The organism is Kribbella sp. NPDC003557 (assembly GCF_040610805.1).
Classification (GTDB): domain Bacteria; phylum Actinomycetota; class Actinomycetes; order Propionibacteriales; family Kribbellaceae; genus Kribbella.
On record NZ_JBEXMY010000005.1, the window covers coordinates 356,924 to 372,240 of the forward strand.

Genomic DNA, 15,317 nt, shown 5'->3' on the forward strand with positions numbered 1-15,317 from the left:
ATGAACCTCTCGGTGGTCGTGGTCGACGACGAGCCGCTGATCCGGAGTGGCCTGCGCGCCATCATCAACGCCGAGGCGGACCTCACGGTCGTCGGTGAGGCCGGTGACGGCGCCGAGGTGCTGCCGCTGGTCCGGCGGACCGGCGCGGACATCGTGCTGATGGACGTCCGGATGCCCGCGGTGGACGGCATCCAGGCGACCCGGCTGCTGCTCGAGAGCCTCGACCCGGCGCCCCGGGTCCTGGTCGTGACGACGTTCGAGAACGACGACTACGTGTACGACGCGCTGCGCGCGGGCGCGTCCGGGTTCCTGCTCAAACGAACCCCGCCGGACGACATCATCGCGGCGATCCGCACGGTCGCGAAGAGCGAGTCGCTGCTGTTCCCGGAGGCGATCCGGTCGCTCGCGCTCGCCCATGCCGGTGCACCGGCGGCGAGCGGACTCGACCGGTACCAGCTGACCGAGCGCGAGCAGGAGGTGCTCCGGCTGATGGCTCGCGGGCTGTCGAACGCGGAGATCGCCGCGGAACTGTTCCTCGGCCTGCAGACGGTGAAGACCCACGTCGCCAACGTGCTGGCCAAGCTCAACGCGCGGGACCGCACCCAGGCCGTGATCCGCGCCTACGAGTCAGGCTTCGTGCCGCTGCACTAGTGTCCAGAAATGTTTGGGTTGTAGCCCGATCTGAACCGCGACACGTACTCGTCCTGCCTGGCCAGTTCAACGCGGCGACCCGCAAACCATCCCGGGTTGAATCAGGAGCACGACATTTCAGGGGTTAACCTCAACGCCGTTCGGTTAGGCCGTGATGGTGGCTGTCAACGCCGGCCTCCGCGGATGTGCCGATTCGAGAGGTTGCCCGTCGAGATGGAGGGTTGCCCACACAGAATCCGGCGGGGCAAGCCACCACCTCAGTGGGCAACCCTTCAGATCTCACTCGATTCGGCGCGCCAGCATCCCCGCACGACCGGTCCCGCCCCCGACCAGCCGCCGCCGGACCTTGACAACCCCGCAAGCCGGTCAACCGAATGGCGTTGGGGATAACCGCTGAAATGCTGGGTTTACCACCGTCATACGAGGTGAGAACCCACCATCTCAGGGGTCAACCCCTCAGATGCGAGGACAGCGATCGCCCGCGAGACGGCGGACCTCCAACCGCCGGCGCGGGTGCCAGGCCGGCGCATGGGGCACGCCAGGCCGGCGGGTGCGGCGTGCCAGGCCGGCGGGTGGGGAGGATCTTCTGCCCGGCCCGGGACACGATCCTCCCCAAGGTGTCCGTGCGCCGATACGACCCGAACGTTTCTTGATGCAGCACCAGCCGCTCAGGTGTTGGCCGGGTCCTCGGCCTCCGCCAGGGTGCAGGCGTTGTGGAGCGGGTCGACGGTGTTCGCCTTCATCGCCAGGCGCTGCAGGAGCATCCGGAAGCTCGAGCGCTCCGACTCGTCGAGGATGCCGAGCACCTCGTCCTCGCCGGCGCGGAGCCGCCGCTCCAGGTCGCAGAGCGTCGCGACCCCGTCCTCGGTCGGCGCGATCAGCCGCGCCCGCCGGTCGGCCGGGTCGGGCCGGCGCTGCACCAGCCCCGCCTTCTCGAGGTCGTCCAGCAGGTAGGTCATCACGGTCCGGTCGACGCCGAGCTGGGCGGCCAGGTCGAGCTGCCGCTTCGGGCCCTCGGCGTTCGTCGTGGCGAGCACCTGGTAGCCCCGCGGCCCGCCGGGCAACCCCTCCAGCGCCGCCGCGGCCGCCTTCGCGTACCGCCGGAAGACCACGCCGAGCGCCCAGCCGAGGTCAGCCTCCACCGGCGCGCCGTCGGCCACCGACGGCGCGACCCCGCGCGCGGAACGGGCGGCGAGCTCGGGCGAAGTACTGGACATGTCCCCATCGTACGTGGTGTACGCCACCCGGAATACGATCTGACTTGAATATGTTCTGTCCCACAGATTATCTTCGAGACAGCTCAACACGAGCTCGCCCCCTCAACTCGATGGAGACAGAACGAATGAGCACCCTGCTACGCGTCGACGCCAGCATCCGGCTGGAAGGCTCGGTGTCGCGCGCCCTGGCGGACAGCGCGGAGGCCGCCTGGAAGGCCGAGCACCCCGACGGTGTCGTCGTACGTCGTGACCTCGGGCAGCACCCGCTGCCCGCGACCGTGTGGCCGACGCTGGCCGCCGCCCAGGTGGGTCAGGAGCCGGTCGCCGACTCCGACCGGATGCCGCTCGCGGAGGCCCAGGCGATCGCCGCCGGGCTCGCGGCCGAGATCCGGGACGCGGACGCCGTCCTGCTCGCCGTGCCGCTGTACAACTACGGCATCGCCCAGCACGTGAAGACCTGGATCGACCTGCTGCTGATGGAGCGCGACTTCGGCTTCGGCTCGCGCCCGCTCGCCGGACGGCCGGCGATCTTCGCCCTCGCCCGCGGCGGCGGCTACGGGCCGGGGTCGCCGAAGCACGGCTGGGACCACGCCACGCCGTACCTCGAGCGCATCTTCGGCGACATCTTCGGGATGAACCTGCGGACCGCCGCCGCCGAGCTCACCCTGGCCCCGGTCACCCCCGGGATGGAGGAGCTGATCGACGCCTCCAAGGTCTCGGAGTCCGAGGCCCACGTGGAGGCCGAGACCCACGGCACCGTCGTCGCCCGCGAACTGATCGGCAACGCGGCCTGATCTTCGGGCTTCTCAGTGGTGCCGAGCTCGAGCCGGCATCACCGGGGCCTCCAGACCGACAGCGTCACCGACAGGGTCACGATCGCCGGCTCCGGCAGGACCGCGATCCGCTGCAACAGCTCGCGGTAGTTGAGGTGCCGGGCGCTCGGCGTCATCAGCACCAACTGCTCCACGGCCGACCGGTCGAGCCGCATCGTCTCCTCGACCAGTTCGTTGCCGACGCGCTCGAACTCCCCCGCGAGCGACTCCTCCAGCCGGCGTTCCTTCTGGTCGTCGACGCTGACCATGCCGAGCACGTCGACGAGCTCGGCCAGATGCGGCTGGTTCGGGGTGACCACGAGCAGCTTGCCGTCGGGCGCCAGGATGCGCGCCATCTCGGTGGCGTTGCGCGGGGCGAACACGTTCAGCAGCAGGTGGACCGAGTCGTCCAGCAACGGCAGCTCCCGCCATGCGTCGCACACCACCGACGCGATCCGCCGGTCCACCCGCGCGGCGCGGCGAGCGGCGTACTTCGAGACGTCCAGGGCGATCCCGCGGCGGTCCGGGGACAGGCCCAGCACGCCGGACAGGTAGTAGGCGGTGCCGGCGCCGACCTCGACGACCAGGTCGTCCTCGCCCAGCTCGGCCCGCAGGATCAGCGCGTCCCGGATCGGGGCGTAGTGGCCGGTGCCGAGGAAGACCGTGCGGGCACCGACCATCGCGGCCGAGTCGCCCTCGATCCCGGTCGACGCCGAGGGCAACAAGTTCAGGTAGCCCTGCTTGGCCAGGTCGAACGCGTGCCCGTGCGGGCAGCGCGCCGTACGGTCGTCGAGCGCCAGCCGGTCCGCACAGACCGGGCAGCGCAGGACTCTGACGAGGTCGCCTTCCACCGCCCTAGGTTATGTCGCGGCTCGTGATCCGCGCCCAGGCGGCCGCGTAGAACACCGCGAGGTAGCCGCCCTGGAGCAGCAGGTTGCGGCCGATCTCGTGCCAGTACGGCGGGTCGCGGAGCAGGTCCGCGAACGACTGCCAGCGGAACATCAGCAGCCACGGGTGGATCGCGTGCAGCTGCGGGATCGCGGTCAGGATCCCGAGCACGATGAACGTGCCGAACGTGGCCGCCATCGCGGCCAGCGGGGTCGAGGTCAGCGACGAGATGAACAGGCCGATGCCGGCCAGCCCGAGCAGCGACAGTGAGATGACGACGGCGATGCCGAGCGCCCGGAGCAGGCCTTCGCCGAGCGAGACGGTCGAGCCGGACAGCAGCAGGACGTCGCCGACCGGGAACAGCACGAAGCCGACGATCAGGCCGGAGATCCAGATCGTCATCGTCGCGGCGAAGCAGAACACGACCAGGGCGACCATCTTCGCGGCCAGCAGGCGGGAGCGGCCGGCCGGCGCGGTCAGCAGGTTGCGCAGCGTCCCGAGGCTGGCCTCGCCGGCCAGCGACTCCCCCGAGATGACTGTCACCGCGGTCGGCAGGAAGAACGGCAGGCTCAGGCCGAGACTGGCGACGATCAGGAACAGGCCGTTGCCCGCGACCTGACCGATGAAGCCTTCGGCCCCGGGGTCCGAGCCGGCGATCTTGATCGCGATCCCGATCACCAACGGCACGGCCGCCAGGACTCCCAGGCCCACCTGCGTCCGGGCCCGCCCGAACACCAGCCGCAGCTCCGAGACGAACAGCGCGAGCGTATGCCGCCCAGCACCCGGCTCCTGCCTGGCCACAGTCCCCGTCCCCGTCCCCGGCGCGGCCGGCGCCCCAGCGCCCGGGCCGGCCGGCACGTCGGCGGTCCGGCCTGTGGTCTCACTCGGCGACATCGAAACCCTCCCCGGTGAGTGCGACGAAGGCGTCTTCGAGACTGGGGCGTTCGAGACCGAAGCCGTGGATGCGGACGTCCGCCGCGACCAGCGCGGCGGCGAACTTCTCGATCGGGAGTTCGCCGGGATCGCCCTCGACCGTCTCGCCGGTGGTCTTCAGCTCGGTGACGCCCAGCCCCTGCAGCGTCTCGGCCGCCTGGGTGAGGTCCGGCGTACGGACGACCAGCCGGGGGCGGAGCTCGGCGCGCAGGTCGGCCACCGTGGACTGCCGGAGCAGCTTGCCGCGGCTCATCACCGCCGCGTGCGTGCAGACCTGCTCCACCTCGGCGAGCAGATGCGTCGAGGTGAACACCGTCGTACCGTCTTTCGCCAGCTCCTGGATCAGGTGCCGGACCTCGCGCGTGCCCTGCGGGTCGAGGCCGTTCGTCGGCTCGTCCAGCACGAGCAGCTCGCGGCGCTGCATCAGCGCGACCGCGATCGCGAGCCGCTGACGCATCCCGAGCGAGTACGCGCGGACCTTCTTGCCGGCCGCGTTCGACAACCCGACCCGTTCGAGCGCCTCACCGGCGCGCGCCTTGCGGGTCTTCGGGTCGGCGGTGCGGTCGGCGGCGTCGAACCGCAGCAGGTTCGCCTGGCCGGTCCAGAACGGATAGAACGCGGGCCCCTCGACCAGCGCGCCGACCCGGGGCAGCACCCGCAGGTGCGCCTTCGGCATCGGCTCGCCGAGCAGCTCGACCTCGCCGGCCGTCGGTGCGATCAGTCCGAGCAGCATCCGGATCGTCGTGGTCTTGCCCGACCCGTTCGGCCCGAGGAAGCCGAACACGCTGCCGGCCGGCACCTCCAGGTCGACCGCGTCCACCGCGACCTGCCCGCCGCGGAACCGTTTGGTCAGCCCGCGGGTGACGACCGGCATGCCCGTCATGTGGCTGTTCAGCGGGGGGCCTTCGCCGCGGCGGCCTGCAGAGTGTCCGGGGTGACCAGGCCGACGAAGACCCGGCCGTCGTCGGTGATCAGCGCGCTCACCATCTTGCTGGTGACCACCTTGCCCTTGCCCCACGTGCCCTGCACCGTCGGCGCCTTGGCGAGCAACTGCGCGAGCATGCCGTTCCCGGTCAGGCCGGAGGTCTGCGCACCGCGGATCATCGCGACGCTGTCCCAGCCCTCCCCGATCACGGTCGGCTTGTCGTCGGTCGGCGCGCCGGGCTTCTTCGGCTCGATCTGCTTCGGCTCGATCTGCTTCGGCTCGGTCTGCTTCGGGGCGACCCGCTTCGGACCGGCCGTCGACGGCACCTTCTTGTCCGTGACCTTCACGCCCTTCGGCGGGGTGAAGGTGAACGTGGACGCGGCCGGTACGTCGAACGACACCGAGCTGAAGCCCAGCTCCAGCGCCGGGTCGTTGCCGGTGCGCGGCATCACCGTCACGTCCAGCGGGACCCAGGTCTTGGAGTCGATCGCCAGCGTCACCGACCCGACGGTGGTCCGGTCGGACTTCGGCACCAGACGCAGCTTGTACGCGTCCCGGCCGGCGACCTTCTCGGTACCGCTGACGTCGACCTTGGTGGTCGGGTCGATCGCGTCGAGGAACTGCTTGGCGACCGCCTGCGGGTCGTACGACGGCACCGCCTTCTCCGGCTTGGCGGTCTTGTGCTCGGGCACGGTCAGCTTCACGGCCTCACGCTTGGACGAGTCGTACGCCCAGGCGGACGTGCCGTCGGTCGTCCACACGCGCTCGGCCTGGTTGTAGATGATCGAGACCCGTGCCTTGTCCGGGCCGGCGTACGCGACCCGCGCGGTGTGCTCGCCGCTGAGCAGGTCGGTCAACTGCTGGGTGCCGGGCGCCATCCCGGGAATCGCCGGCAGGCCGAGGTCCGCGTCCGAGCGGACGGTGCCGCTCAGCCCGTCGACCTTCGCCGTCTGCACCTTCGCGAGCAGGTCCTGCGCGGTGATCCCGGGCAGCTTCGGCGAGGCATCCGCGACCACCGGACCGAGTGTTCCCACCCCCGCCACCACCGCGACTGCCGTGACCGGAACCAACCACCGTCGACTGCGCTGTGCTACGCCCATGGATACAGCCTCGCACCGGGCCGGGGCGGATCCAAGTGCACTCGGGGTAGGTTCACCCGAAAGAGTGAGCCCGGCGTACGACCGTGGTCGTACGCCGGGGAGCTCAGCGGGACTGCAGCGCGTCGAGCGCCACGGTCATCGCGGCCGCGACGCGGAAGTCCAGCCGCTCGTCCTGGACGGTGATCCGGTAGCGGTCCCGGACCGACATCTTCCGCTCCACCGACAGCACCGGCTGCCCGGTCGAGCGGTCGATGAAGTCGAAGTGGAAGATGAACGGCAGCGGGATCTCGCCGATGAACGGCACGAAGTCCCAGACCCGCCGGACGATCGCGACGGTCTGGTTGCGCTCGGTGCCGTCCGCCTCGACACCCGGCGCGCTGAGCTGCCAGCTCGACCGGAGCAGGCTCTTGCCGAACTCCTTCTTGAACCACCCGATCACCTGCCCGTCGGCGTCGGACACGTCGTACCCGGACCCGAGGTCGATGGTCTTGCGGGCCTTGAACGAGAACACCGGCCGGGTCTTGGTGTCGTCGCTGTAGAACGTCACCTGCTCCTTGAACGCCATCCGCTTCTGCTGCGCGAACGCGAGCAGCGGGCCGTCGCTCCCGTCCGGGTTGGTGGCGATCAGCTCGTACTTGTTCGCCATCATCGTGACGCGTTGCTTCATCGAGAAGGCGGGGACATACATCGCGGCATTCATGCGGAGGAGTGTGTCAGACCACAGGCCGACGCACCGACCTGCAGACCGCGAGCGAGTGCCTCGGCCCGCTCGGAGTCCTCGACGACCTGCACGACAAGCTGTCCGACGCCCTGCAGGGCCAGGTCCCTGGCGATCTCGACGCCGAACTCCACGGCCTCCGCGGGCGTTCGGGCCGCCCGCCACAACACCCCGAAATCATCGGCCGGCCGGTCCGTTCCCAGGTCGACCACCAATGCCTCCGCGTCGTCGAGATGCGCCGCGTCGCCGCCGACGACCACACGCACACACTGACCGGCCGCCGGTACGACGTTCCGCGCGGCCTGCTCGGCGTCGCCGACGATCGAGGTGTTCCGGCGGCCCCACTCCTCGTGGTGGACCGCCCAGGACAACGGGCGGCGCTTGGCCCAGCCGGATCGGACGAGCTCGGGCGCGGGTGCGAACTCGTCGACGTACCCGACGCAGAGGTAGCCGATCAGCTCGATGTGCCGGGGCAGGTCGAGGACCGCCGCGACCTCGCCCGGTTCGAAGAACGAGACCCAGCCGACGCCCAGGCCTTCGGTGCGGGCGGCGAGCCACAGGTTCTGGATCGCGATCGCGGCGGAGAACATGGTCGTCCGTGGGTCCGCGTGCCGCCCGAGGACGTGCCGGCCGCCGCGGCCGGGGTCGCAGGTCACGGCGATGTTCAGCGGGGCGTCGAGGATGGCCTCGATCTTGAGCCCGTCGAACGCGGCCCGCCGATCCTCCGGCAGCGACGCCGCGAACGCGTCCCGCTGCGCCGTCGCGAGCTCGTGCACCTTGCGCCGGGTCGCGACGTCACGAATCACCAGGAAGTCCCACGGCTGACTGAGCCCCACACTCGGCGCCCGGTGCGCCGCCTCCAGCACACGGCCCAGGGTCAGGTCGTCAACCGGCTCGTCCAGGAACCCCCGCCGTACGTCCCGCCGCTCGGCAATCACCCGGTAAACAGCCTCCCGCTCCCCCACCCCGTACCCGGCCGCCCTGACCACCGCGGAGACCCCGGCCGGGTAGGGCGCGGCTGTCGGGCGGCCGAGGGCGGCGGTGGCGTTGGAGGTTCGGTGCTTTCCGAGCAGGAGCTGTGCGCCGGCGGCCAGAACCGCGGCCTCCGCGACGCTCGCGGTTCCGGTGAGCTGCTCGACCTGCTCGCTCGGGGACGGGACCGGCTGGGCGGCGAGCTCGTCCTTCGAGAAGGTTCGGAGCTCGGCGTCCAGCTCGTTCACCAGCTGCCGCAGTGCCGGCTCCCGTTGCTTGCCGTCGACAGTGACGACCAGTTGGATCGCATCCGACTGGTCTCGCAGGACCGTGGCTACCAGGTCATGCAGCTCCGCGTACGACGTACCGGAGCGAAGGCCGACGCCGAGGACCAGGCTCATCGCGCACGCTCGCGCGCGGCGGCGACGAGGCGGGAGGCTACGTCCGGGGTGGCGGTCCAGTGCAGGTGCAGGTACGACGCGTGGACGTGCGGCAGCGTGATGCCCTCCACGCCGCCTGGGAGATGCCAGGCCGGGCGTACGTCGGTGTCGAGGTCGAGTGTCGTGCGGTGGAACTCGTGCCCGCGCACCCGGCGTCCCTCGTCGAAGAACCGTGTGGTGCTGGCGGCGACCGCCGTGCGGTAGCCGAGCGTGAGGCGGCCGGTCATGCGGCCGGTCGCCGGGAGTACGCCGGTCATCGGGTGACCGTCGAGCTCGCGGCAGAGGTACAGCAGGCCGGCGCATTCGGCGACCGTCGGCAGGCCGGCCGCGACCTCGGCGGCGACCTGGCGGCGGAGCTCGACGTTGGCGGCGAGCGCCTCGGCGTGCAGCTCCGGGAAACCGCCGCCGAGATACAGCGCCGCGGTTGCCTCGGGCAACGTATCGGTGAGCGGATCGAAGGTGACGACGTCGGCACCCGCCGCGGTGAGCAGCTCGGTGGTCTCGGTGTACCGGAAAGAAAAAACAGGCCCACCCGCAACAGCAACCACCGGCCGGACACCGCCCGCCGACGCAACCGCCGCCCCAGGACCCAGAGGCGCTCCGTCGCTCGCCGACGCGATCTCGGTCGTGGGATCCCAAGGCGTCGCGTCGTGTGGGGGCGCAGCTTTTGCGGTGGTGACGAAGGCCTCGAGGTCGACGCCGTTGCGGACCAGTTCGGCCGCGGCGTCGACAGCGCGTTCGGCCTGGTCGCGTTGTTCGTCGGCGGGGACGAGGCCGAGATGACGGCTGGGAACGGTCAGGCGCGTGTCCCGCCGCAGCACCCCGAGGACCGGTACGCCGGTCGGCGCGACTCCCGCCCGGACCTCGGCCTCGTGCCGGTCAGTGCCGACCTTGTTCAGGATCACCCCGACGATCCGCACCTCGGTGTCGAACGCGACGAAGCCCTGCACGACCGCCCCGACGCTCCGGCCGGCCGCCGACGCGTCCACCACCAGCACGACCGGTGCCTTCAGCAACTTCGCGACATGCGCGGTCGACGAGAAGCCTTCCGTTCCGAGCGCACCGTCGTACAGGCCCATCACGCCCTCGACGACGGCGACGTCGGCACCCACCGCGCCGTGCGCGAAGAGTGGTCCGACGCGCTCCTCCCCCGACAGCATCGGGTCGAGGTTGCGCCCCGGCCGCCCGGTCGCGACGGCGTGGAAGCCGGGATCGATGTAGTCGGGCCCGACCTTGAACCCCGCGACCACCTGCCCGGCCCGGCGCAGCGCGGCCATCAGCCCGACGGCCACGGTCGTCTTCCCCGCTCCGGACGACGGCGCCGCCACCACCACGCGCGGGATCACCACTCGATACCCTTCTGGCCCTTCTGCCCGGCGTCCATCGGGTGCTTGAGCTTCGTCATCCGCGCGGCCAGGTCGGCGGCCTCGAGCAGCTTCGGGTCCGCGTCCCGGCCGGTGATCACGACGTACTGGTGACCGGGCCGGTGGACGAGCGTGTCGACGACCTCGTCCACGTCCACCCAGCCCCACTTCAGCGGGTAGGTGAACTCGTCGAGCACGTACAGGTCGTGCGCCTCGGCGGCCAGCCGGCGCTGGATCTCACGCCAGCCCTCGAGCGCGTCGGCGGCGTGGTCCTCCTCGGTGCCGGCCTTGCGGGACCAGCTCCAGCCCTCGCCCATCTTGTGCCACTCGACCGGCCCGCCCTCGCCGGTCGACGCGTGTAGCCGGCCGAGCGCCTTGAACGCACTCTCCTCGCCGACCTTCCACTTCGCGCTCTTCACGAACTGGAAGACCCCGATGTTCCAGCCCTGGTTCCAGGCCCGCAGCGCCATCCCGAACGCCGCCGTCGACTTGCCCTTCATCTCCCCGGTGTGCACCATCAGCAGCGGCCGGTTGCGGCGCTGCCGGGTGGTCAGGCCGTCGGCCGGTACGGCGACCGGTTGCCCCTTCGGCATGTCAGGCCGCCTTCCGTTCGGTGACCGCGCGGACTAGGTTGCCGGCGGCAACGTCCCCGAGGTCGAGGTACTCGGCGCGGAGGTCCGACGCGAGCTCCGCGGCGAGTCCGAGGCGGACCCCGCGGTGCGGCTCGCAGTCGACCACGACGGTGGCGACACCGCGCTGCGCGAGCCATCCGGCGGCCTGGCGGGCGCGGGCGAACGCGTTGTCGCCGTGGGTGGCGCGGCCGTCGGTGACGAGCACCAGCAGCGGACGCCGGCGCGGGTCGCGGATCGCGGCGATGCGCAGCACGTCGGCCGCCTGCAGCAGCCCTTCGGCGAGCGGTGTCCGGCCGCCGGTCGGGAGGGATTCGAGCCGTCGTACGGCGGTCTCGACGCTGCCCGTCGGCGGGAGCGCGACCGTCGACGTGGCGCCGGCGAACGTGACCAGGCCGACGGTGTCGCGGCGCTGGTACGCGTCGAGGAGCAGCGACACGATCGCGGTCTTCACCTCGGCCATCCGTTTCTTCGTCCCCATCGAGCCGGAAGCGTCGACGCAGAACAGCACGAGGTTCCCCTCACGCCCTTCGCGTACCGCCAGGCGCACGTCCGCTGCCCGCACCACCAGCCCGGGACCAGTCCGGCCGCGGACCTTCTGGTGCGGCGCCGCGTTCCGTACGGTTCCCAGCACATGCGGGCGCCCCGGCTCCCGGCCCACCCGGGCGCGGTCCCCCACCACACGGCCTACCTCGGTAACAGCCCGCCCCCGTCGGCCGGCAACCCCGACCCCGGCGCTCTGCACACTCAACAGCCGAGCCTTGTACGGCTCCGAGCTACCCACAACCTCACCACTCGGCGCCGGACCGGCAACCGCGTCCTCACCATCCGAAGGTGCGCCCAAGGGCGCACCGTCACGGCGAGCCGGGTCCGCCTGGGCCTGGTTGGTCTGGTTGGTCTGGTCAGCCTGGTCGGCCCGGTCGGCCGGACCCACGCCGTCCGGACCGCCGTCCGGCCTCGGCCCACCTGGACCGTCGGCCCCGTCGGCGCCGTCGCGCGCGTCGGCTCGGTCGGGCGCTCCCTGGCCGCCTGAGCCTGGCCCACCCGAGCCCGGCCCGCCCGGATCGTCCGGGTCGTCATCGGGGTCGGGTGGTGGGGTGCTGTTGTTGATGGCCTCTTCCAACTGCTGGTCGTCCAGGCCGGGGGCGTCGAAGGGATTGCGGCGGCGGCGGTGTGGCAGGGCGAGTTTGGCGGCGGCGCGGACGTCGTCGACCTCGACGACGGTCCGGCCGGACCACGCGGCGTGGGCGACCGCAGTGCGGGCGGTGACCAGGTCGGCGCGCATCCCGTCGACGTCGAACGACGCGCAGATCTCGGCGATCTGGCGGAGCGCGGAGTCGGTCAGAATCACCTCGGGCAGCAGGTCGCGCGCCTTCACGATACGTTCGGCGAGCTCGCGCTGCGGGCCGTCGTACCGGGCCGCGAAGCTCTGCGGATCCGCCTCGTACGTGAGCCGGGCGCGCATCACCTCCACCCGGACGGCGGGATCGCGGCTGGCGACCACGTCGACGGTCAGCCCGAACCGGTCGAGCAACTGCGGCCGGAGCTCGCCCTCCTCCGGGTTCATCGTGCCGACCAGCACGAACCGCGCCGGGTGCGTGACCGAGACGCCGTCCCGCTCGACGGTCGCCCGGCCCATCGCGGCAGCGTCGAGGAGCACGTCGACCAGATGGTCGTGCAGCAGGTTGACCTCGTCGACGTACAGCAGCCCCCGGTGCGCCGCGGCGAGCAGCCCGGGCTCGTACGCCGTGACGCCCTCGGCCAGCGCCTTCTCCAGGTGCAGCGAGCCCAGCACCCGGTCCTCGGTCGCGCCGACCGGCAGCTCGACCAGCCGCGCCGCCCGCACGGACCGCTCCCCGGTGTGCGGACCGTCCGGGCAGGCGGGATCCGGGTGGTCGGGATCGCACGAGAACCGGCAGCCGGGGACGACGTCCACGGGCGGCAGGATCTCGGTGAGCGCGCGGACCGCGGTCGACTTCGCCGTCCCCTTCTCGCCGCGGATCAGCACCCCGCCGATCGCCGGCGAGACCGCCGCCAGGATCAGCGCGAGCTGGAGATCGTCCATCCCGACGATCGCGGTGAACGGGAACGAGTCCGGCAGCCCGGGTGAATGCGCAGCCCGCATCGGCGGTGTCCCTTTCGTCGAGCGGGTGTCCACGCCCGCCACGGCACTGGTACGCCGGCTCGGGTGACTGCAGGCCGGCGGACGACCGCGGATGTCCTGGCTTCCAGGGATCTCCCCCTGGTCACAGTGGCGGGACCGCCCCGGACTCCCAGCACGCTGGTCACCGGTGTTCCTCCACACTCGTCGGCCCGATCATGGCACACCCGGCCACCCCCGCAACGCACCCCGGTCACGTGGCCCTCACCACGTACGGTGTGGGAATGATCAAGGCCTGCCTCAACGGCGACAGGTCGCGCGCCGACCATCCAGGCGTGCCGGTCACCCCCGACGAGCTGGCCCGGGCAGGCGCGGCCGCCGTCGCCGCGGGAGCCGACGCACTGCACATCCACCCCCGGGGCGCCGACGGGCTCGAGACCCTCGGGTACGCCGACATCCACGCGGCGCTGACCGCCGTACGGCGCGGCTGTCCGTCGGTGCCCGTCGGTGTCTCGACCCGCGAGGGGATCGTGCCGGACCTGGACGACCGCCTGCTCCTGATCGGGTCCTGGAAGCCGGGGCCGGACTTCGCGAGCGTGAACTTCCACGAGGCGGGTGCCGAGCGAGTGGCGGATCTGCTGGTGGAGCGCGGGATCGGTGTCGAGGCGGGGCTGTTCACGCCGTCCGCGGCCCGGAGATACCTGGCGTGGCAGGGGCCGGTCACACGGGTACTGGTGGAGGCGATCCCCGGAATCTCGCCCGGGGTCGACGGAGCGGAAGCAGCTACGGCAGTCCTGAGCGAGCTGCCAACGACGGACGACGTGCTGGTGCACGGTGAGAACGAGTGGGCCTGGCCGGTCCTGGCGTGGGCTCGGAGCCGCGGCTACGACCTACGGATCGGGCTCGAGGACGTGCTCACCGGGCCGGAGGGCCAGGTCGTGGCGTCGAACGCCGAACTACTGCGCTTCGTGTAGGAAGGTGCGGACGGTGTCGGCGTAGCGGGTGGGTTCTTCGAAGTGGGGGAAGTGGCCCGATCGTTCGAAGGTGACGACCCGGCCGGTGGGGACGGTGTCGCGGTAGGTGCGGACCGAGACGGGGTCGGTGGCCAGGTCGTCGACACCCTCGATCAGCAGGGTCGGTTGCGGCATCAGCCGGAGGCGGTCGAGCTTCGAGTCGTAGAGGTCGGCCAGCGTCGACATGTGGCTGTTGCCGTACGCCCACATCTCGTCGGTGAAGCCTGCCTCCGTCCCGAGGCGGAGGAAGTCGGCGCGGCGTGCCGGGTCGTGGAACGACAGGTCCTGGAAGCGGTCGCCGAGACCGAACGCGAGCTCGTACGTCCTGTCGTCCGCGGTCAGCCGGCGATCGAGCGACGCGAGCGCCCGGCACCGGTCCGCGCTGACGGTGTCGCCGAGCTCCTCGTAGATCCGGGCGAAGATCGGCGATCGGTGGCGGTCGTTCGCGTCGAAGTCCCAGCACGGGCAGTCGAAGATCAGCGCACTGACCGCGTCCGGGTACCGGATCGCGTACTCGACCGCGTAGTTCCCGCCCGCCGAATGCCCGAGGATCGCCCAGCGCGAGATCCCCAGCTCCGCGCGCAGCTGCTCGAAGTCCGCGAGCAGCACGTCGAGGTCGACGACCTCGCCCTCCGGCAGCGGACCGGACCGCAGGACGCCGCGCTGGTCCGGCGCGATCACCCGCAGCGAGCTCCCGAGCAGCTCGCCCTGGCACCGCTGCCAGTGGTACCCGCCGCCGTGTCCGTGAACGAACAGCAGCGCCGGTCCACCGGCGCCGTACTCGGCGACGTACAGCTTCATCGCGTCAGGCGTTTGGCGAGCGCGGTCGCGGCCGCGTCGTCCCTGACCTCACGGATGCCGACGATCGGCGTGACGGTGACGAACCCCTCGGCGAGGAACGCCTCGTCCGTGCCCGCGACCGGGGTGGCCTGCGTGCGCTCGACGACGATCATCGGCTCGCCCGTGGGAGCCGTCGCGCCGACCAGCCGGGTACGACGGGGCACGGCCAGCGACGCGTGCCGGACACCGGCGAGCTGGTCGAGCGGCCGGTCCGGGACGTTGATCGTCAGCACCGTCCCGCCCGGCTCGTCCGCGATCCACCCGAGCGCCTCGCCGGCGATCGTCGCCGCGGTCGGCCAGTGCGCGGGGTCGTCGGAGTCGATGCTGACGGCGACGGCCGACGTACCGGTCTCGGCCGCGGTCAGCGCCGCCGCGACGGTGCCCGAGTGGAAGATCGACACGCCGATGTTCAGCCCGCGGTTGATCCCGGACAGCACCAGGTCCGGCGCCGGGCCGAACGAGCCGGCCTGTGCCATCGTCACTGCCTGCGCCGGAGTGCCCTCGATCCCGGTGAACGTCACGCCGTTCTCCACGTCGGACGCGGTCCGGATCGGCCGCCCGACCATCCCGGCCCGGGCGGAGCCGACACCGCTCTCATCGAGCATCGGCGCGACCACGAGCACGTCGTACCCGAGCTCGGCGATCGCCGGCGCGAGCGCCCGGATGCCTGGTGCGCGGTAACCGTCGTCGTTCGTGATCAGGACTCGCGGCATG

At 71.6% G+C, this 15,317-nt stretch carries 15 protein-coding genes, 1 pseudogene and 1 riboswitch; of the genes and pseudogenes, 3 read left to right on the top strand and 13 right to left on the bottom strand.

Annotated elements, in window-relative coordinates; genetic code table 11:
* Entirely contained in the window at positions 1–651 is a 651-nt protein-coding gene (locus ABZW60_RS22370) for a response regulator transcription factor (protein ID WP_355479666.1), read from the top strand.
* A 668-nt stretch (positions 652–1,319) separates the two neighbouring features.
* Here ABZW60_RS22370 and ABZW60_RS22375 read toward each other — a convergent pair.
* The gene (locus ABZW60_RS22375; protein WP_355479668.1) at positions 1,320–1,868 is read right to left on the bottom strand and encodes a MarR family transcriptional regulator; all 549 of its coding nucleotides are present in this window, start codon (positions 1,866–1,868) and stop codon (positions 1,320–1,322) included.
* Positions 1,869–1,993: 125 nt separating this feature from the next.
* Between ABZW60_RS22375 and ABZW60_RS22380 the strand changes: the two genes are divergently transcribed.
* On the top strand, positions 1,994–2,662 hold the full coding sequence (locus ABZW60_RS22380; protein WP_355479670.1) for an NAD(P)H-dependent oxidoreductase: 669 nt from the start codon (positions 1,994–1,996) through the stop codon (positions 2,660–2,662).
* 38 nt (positions 2,663–2,700) lie between these two features.
* Here ABZW60_RS22380 and ABZW60_RS22385 read toward each other — a convergent pair whose 3' ends face one another.
* The 10 genes and pseudogenes from ABZW60_RS22385 to ABZW60_RS22430 form a co-directional block, all read right to left on the bottom strand.
* Positions 2,701–3,531, bottom strand: a complete 831-nt coding sequence (locus tag ABZW60_RS22385; protein ID WP_355479672.1) for a putative RNA methyltransferase — start codon at positions 3,529–3,531, stop codon at positions 2,701–2,703.
* 4 nt (positions 3,532–3,535) lie between these two features.
* Positions 3,536–4,462, bottom strand: a complete 927-nt coding sequence (locus tag ABZW60_RS22390) for an ABC transporter permease (RefSeq protein WP_355479674.1) — start codon at positions 4,460–4,462, stop codon at positions 3,536–3,538.
* Positions 4,449–5,384 carry an ABC transporter ATP-binding protein gene (locus ABZW60_RS22395; RefSeq protein ID WP_355479676.1) on the bottom strand — a complete coding sequence of 312 codons (936 nt, stop codon included), beginning with the start codon at positions 5,382–5,384 and terminating at the stop codon, positions 4,449–4,451. The genes ABZW60_RS22390 and ABZW60_RS22395 overlap by 14 nt, the downstream gene beginning before the upstream one ends.
* Positions 5,385–5,392: 8 nt before the next feature.
* Entirely contained in the window at positions 5,393–6,460 is a 1,068-nt protein-coding gene (locus ABZW60_RS22400) for a hypothetical protein (protein WP_355479678.1), read from the bottom strand.
* Between the two features lie 169 nt (positions 6,461–6,629).
* Complete coding sequence (locus tag ABZW60_RS22405; protein ID WP_355479679.1) at positions 6,630–7,226, bottom strand: hypothetical protein; 597 nt, start codon at positions 7,224–7,226, stop codon at positions 6,630–6,632.
* Entirely contained in the window at positions 7,223–8,617 is a 1,395-nt protein-coding gene (bluB, locus tag ABZW60_RS22410; RefSeq protein WP_355479681.1) for a 5,6-dimethylbenzimidazole synthase, read from the bottom strand. Before bluB ends, ABZW60_RS22405 begins: the two co-directional genes overlap by 4 nt.
* Positions 8,614–10,005, bottom strand: a complete 1,392-nt coding sequence (locus ABZW60_RS22415; RefSeq protein WP_355479683.1) for a cobyrinate a,c-diamide synthase — start codon at positions 10,003–10,005, stop codon at positions 8,614–8,616. Before ABZW60_RS22415 ends, bluB begins: the two co-directional genes overlap by 4 nt.
* Entirely contained in the window at positions 9,999–10,613 is a 615-nt protein-coding gene (cobO, locus tag ABZW60_RS22420; protein WP_355479685.1) for a cob(I)yrinic acid a,c-diamide adenosyltransferase, read from the bottom strand. Before cobO ends, ABZW60_RS22415 begins: the two co-directional genes overlap by 7 nt.
* A gap of 1 nt (position 10,614) precedes the next feature.
* On the bottom strand, positions 10,615–11,433 hold the full coding sequence (locus ABZW60_RS22425; protein WP_355480496.1) for a VWA domain-containing protein: 819 nt from the start codon (positions 11,431–11,433) through the stop codon (positions 10,615–10,617).
* A gap of 342 nt (positions 11,434–11,775) precedes the next feature.
* Positions 11,776–12,774, bottom strand: a pseudogene (locus tag ABZW60_RS22430) (ATP-binding protein); the annotation flags it as partial.
* A gap of 92 nt (positions 12,775–12,866) precedes the next feature.
* Positions 12,867–12,946, bottom strand: a riboswitch (cobalamin riboswitch).
* Positions 12,947–13,034: 88 nt separating this feature from the next.
* Here ABZW60_RS22430 and ABZW60_RS22435 point away from each other — a divergent pair.
* Positions 13,035–13,724, top strand: a complete 690-nt coding sequence (locus ABZW60_RS22435) for a 3-keto-5-aminohexanoate cleavage protein (protein WP_355479686.1) — start codon at positions 13,035–13,037, stop codon at positions 13,722–13,724.
* Here ABZW60_RS22435 and ABZW60_RS22440 read toward each other — a convergent pair.
* Positions 13,707–14,564 carry an alpha/beta hydrolase gene (locus ABZW60_RS22440; protein WP_355479687.1) on the bottom strand — a complete coding sequence of 286 codons (858 nt, stop codon included), beginning with the start codon at positions 14,562–14,564 and terminating at the stop codon, positions 13,707–13,709. The genes ABZW60_RS22435 and ABZW60_RS22440 overlap by 18 nt on opposite strands.
* Entirely contained in the window at positions 14,561–15,316 is a 756-nt protein-coding gene (surE, locus tag ABZW60_RS22445) for a 5'/3'-nucleotidase SurE (RefSeq protein WP_355479689.1), read from the bottom strand. Before surE ends, ABZW60_RS22440 begins: the two co-directional genes overlap by 4 nt.
* Position 15,317 lies beyond the last annotated feature (1 nt).

What these genes read in the sequence shown, in the direction of transcription:
- ABZW60_RS22375 (WP_355479668.1), bottom strand. Translation starts at nt 1,868, where the DNA reads ATGTCCAGTACTTCGCCCGAGCTCGCCGCCCGTTCCGCGCGCGGGGTC.
- ABZW60_RS22370 (WP_355479666.1), top strand. Translation starts at nt 1, where the DNA reads ATGAACCTCTCGGTGGTCGTGGTCGACGACGAGCCGCTGATCCGGAGT.
- ABZW60_RS22405 (WP_355479679.1), bottom strand. Translation starts at nt 7,226, where the DNA reads ATGAATGCCGCGATGTATGTCCCCGCCTTCTCGATGAAGCAACGCGTC.
- ABZW60_RS22380 (WP_355479670.1), top strand. Translation starts at nt 1,994, where the DNA reads ATGAGCACCCTGCTACGCGTCGACGCCAGCATCCGGCTGGAAGGCTCG.
- cobO (WP_355479685.1), bottom strand. Translation starts at nt 10,613, where the DNA reads ATGCCGAAGGGGCAACCGGTCGCCGTACCGGCCGACGGCCTGACCACC.
- ABZW60_RS22435 (WP_355479686.1), top strand. Translation starts at nt 13,035, where the DNA reads ATGATCAAGGCCTGCCTCAACGGCGACAGGTCGCGCGCCGACCATCCA.
- surE (WP_355479689.1), bottom strand. Translation starts at nt 15,316, where the DNA reads ATGCCGCGAGTCCTGATCACGAACGACGACGGTTACCGCGCACCAGGC.
- bluB (WP_355479681.1), bottom strand. Translation starts at nt 8,617, where the DNA reads ATGAGCCTGGTCCTCGGCGTCGGCCTTCGCTCCGGTACGTCGTACGCG.
- ABZW60_RS22390 (WP_355479674.1), bottom strand. Translation starts at nt 4,462, where the DNA reads ATGTCGCCGAGTGAGACCACAGGCCGGACCGCCGACGTGCCGGCCGGC.
- ABZW60_RS22395 (WP_355479676.1), bottom strand. Translation starts at nt 5,384, where the DNA reads ATGACGGGCATGCCGGTCGTCACCCGCGGGCTGACCAAACGGTTCCGC.
- ABZW60_RS22440 (WP_355479687.1), bottom strand. Translation starts at nt 14,564, where the DNA reads ATGAAGCTGTACGTCGCCGAGTACGGCGCCGGTGGACCGGCGCTGCTG.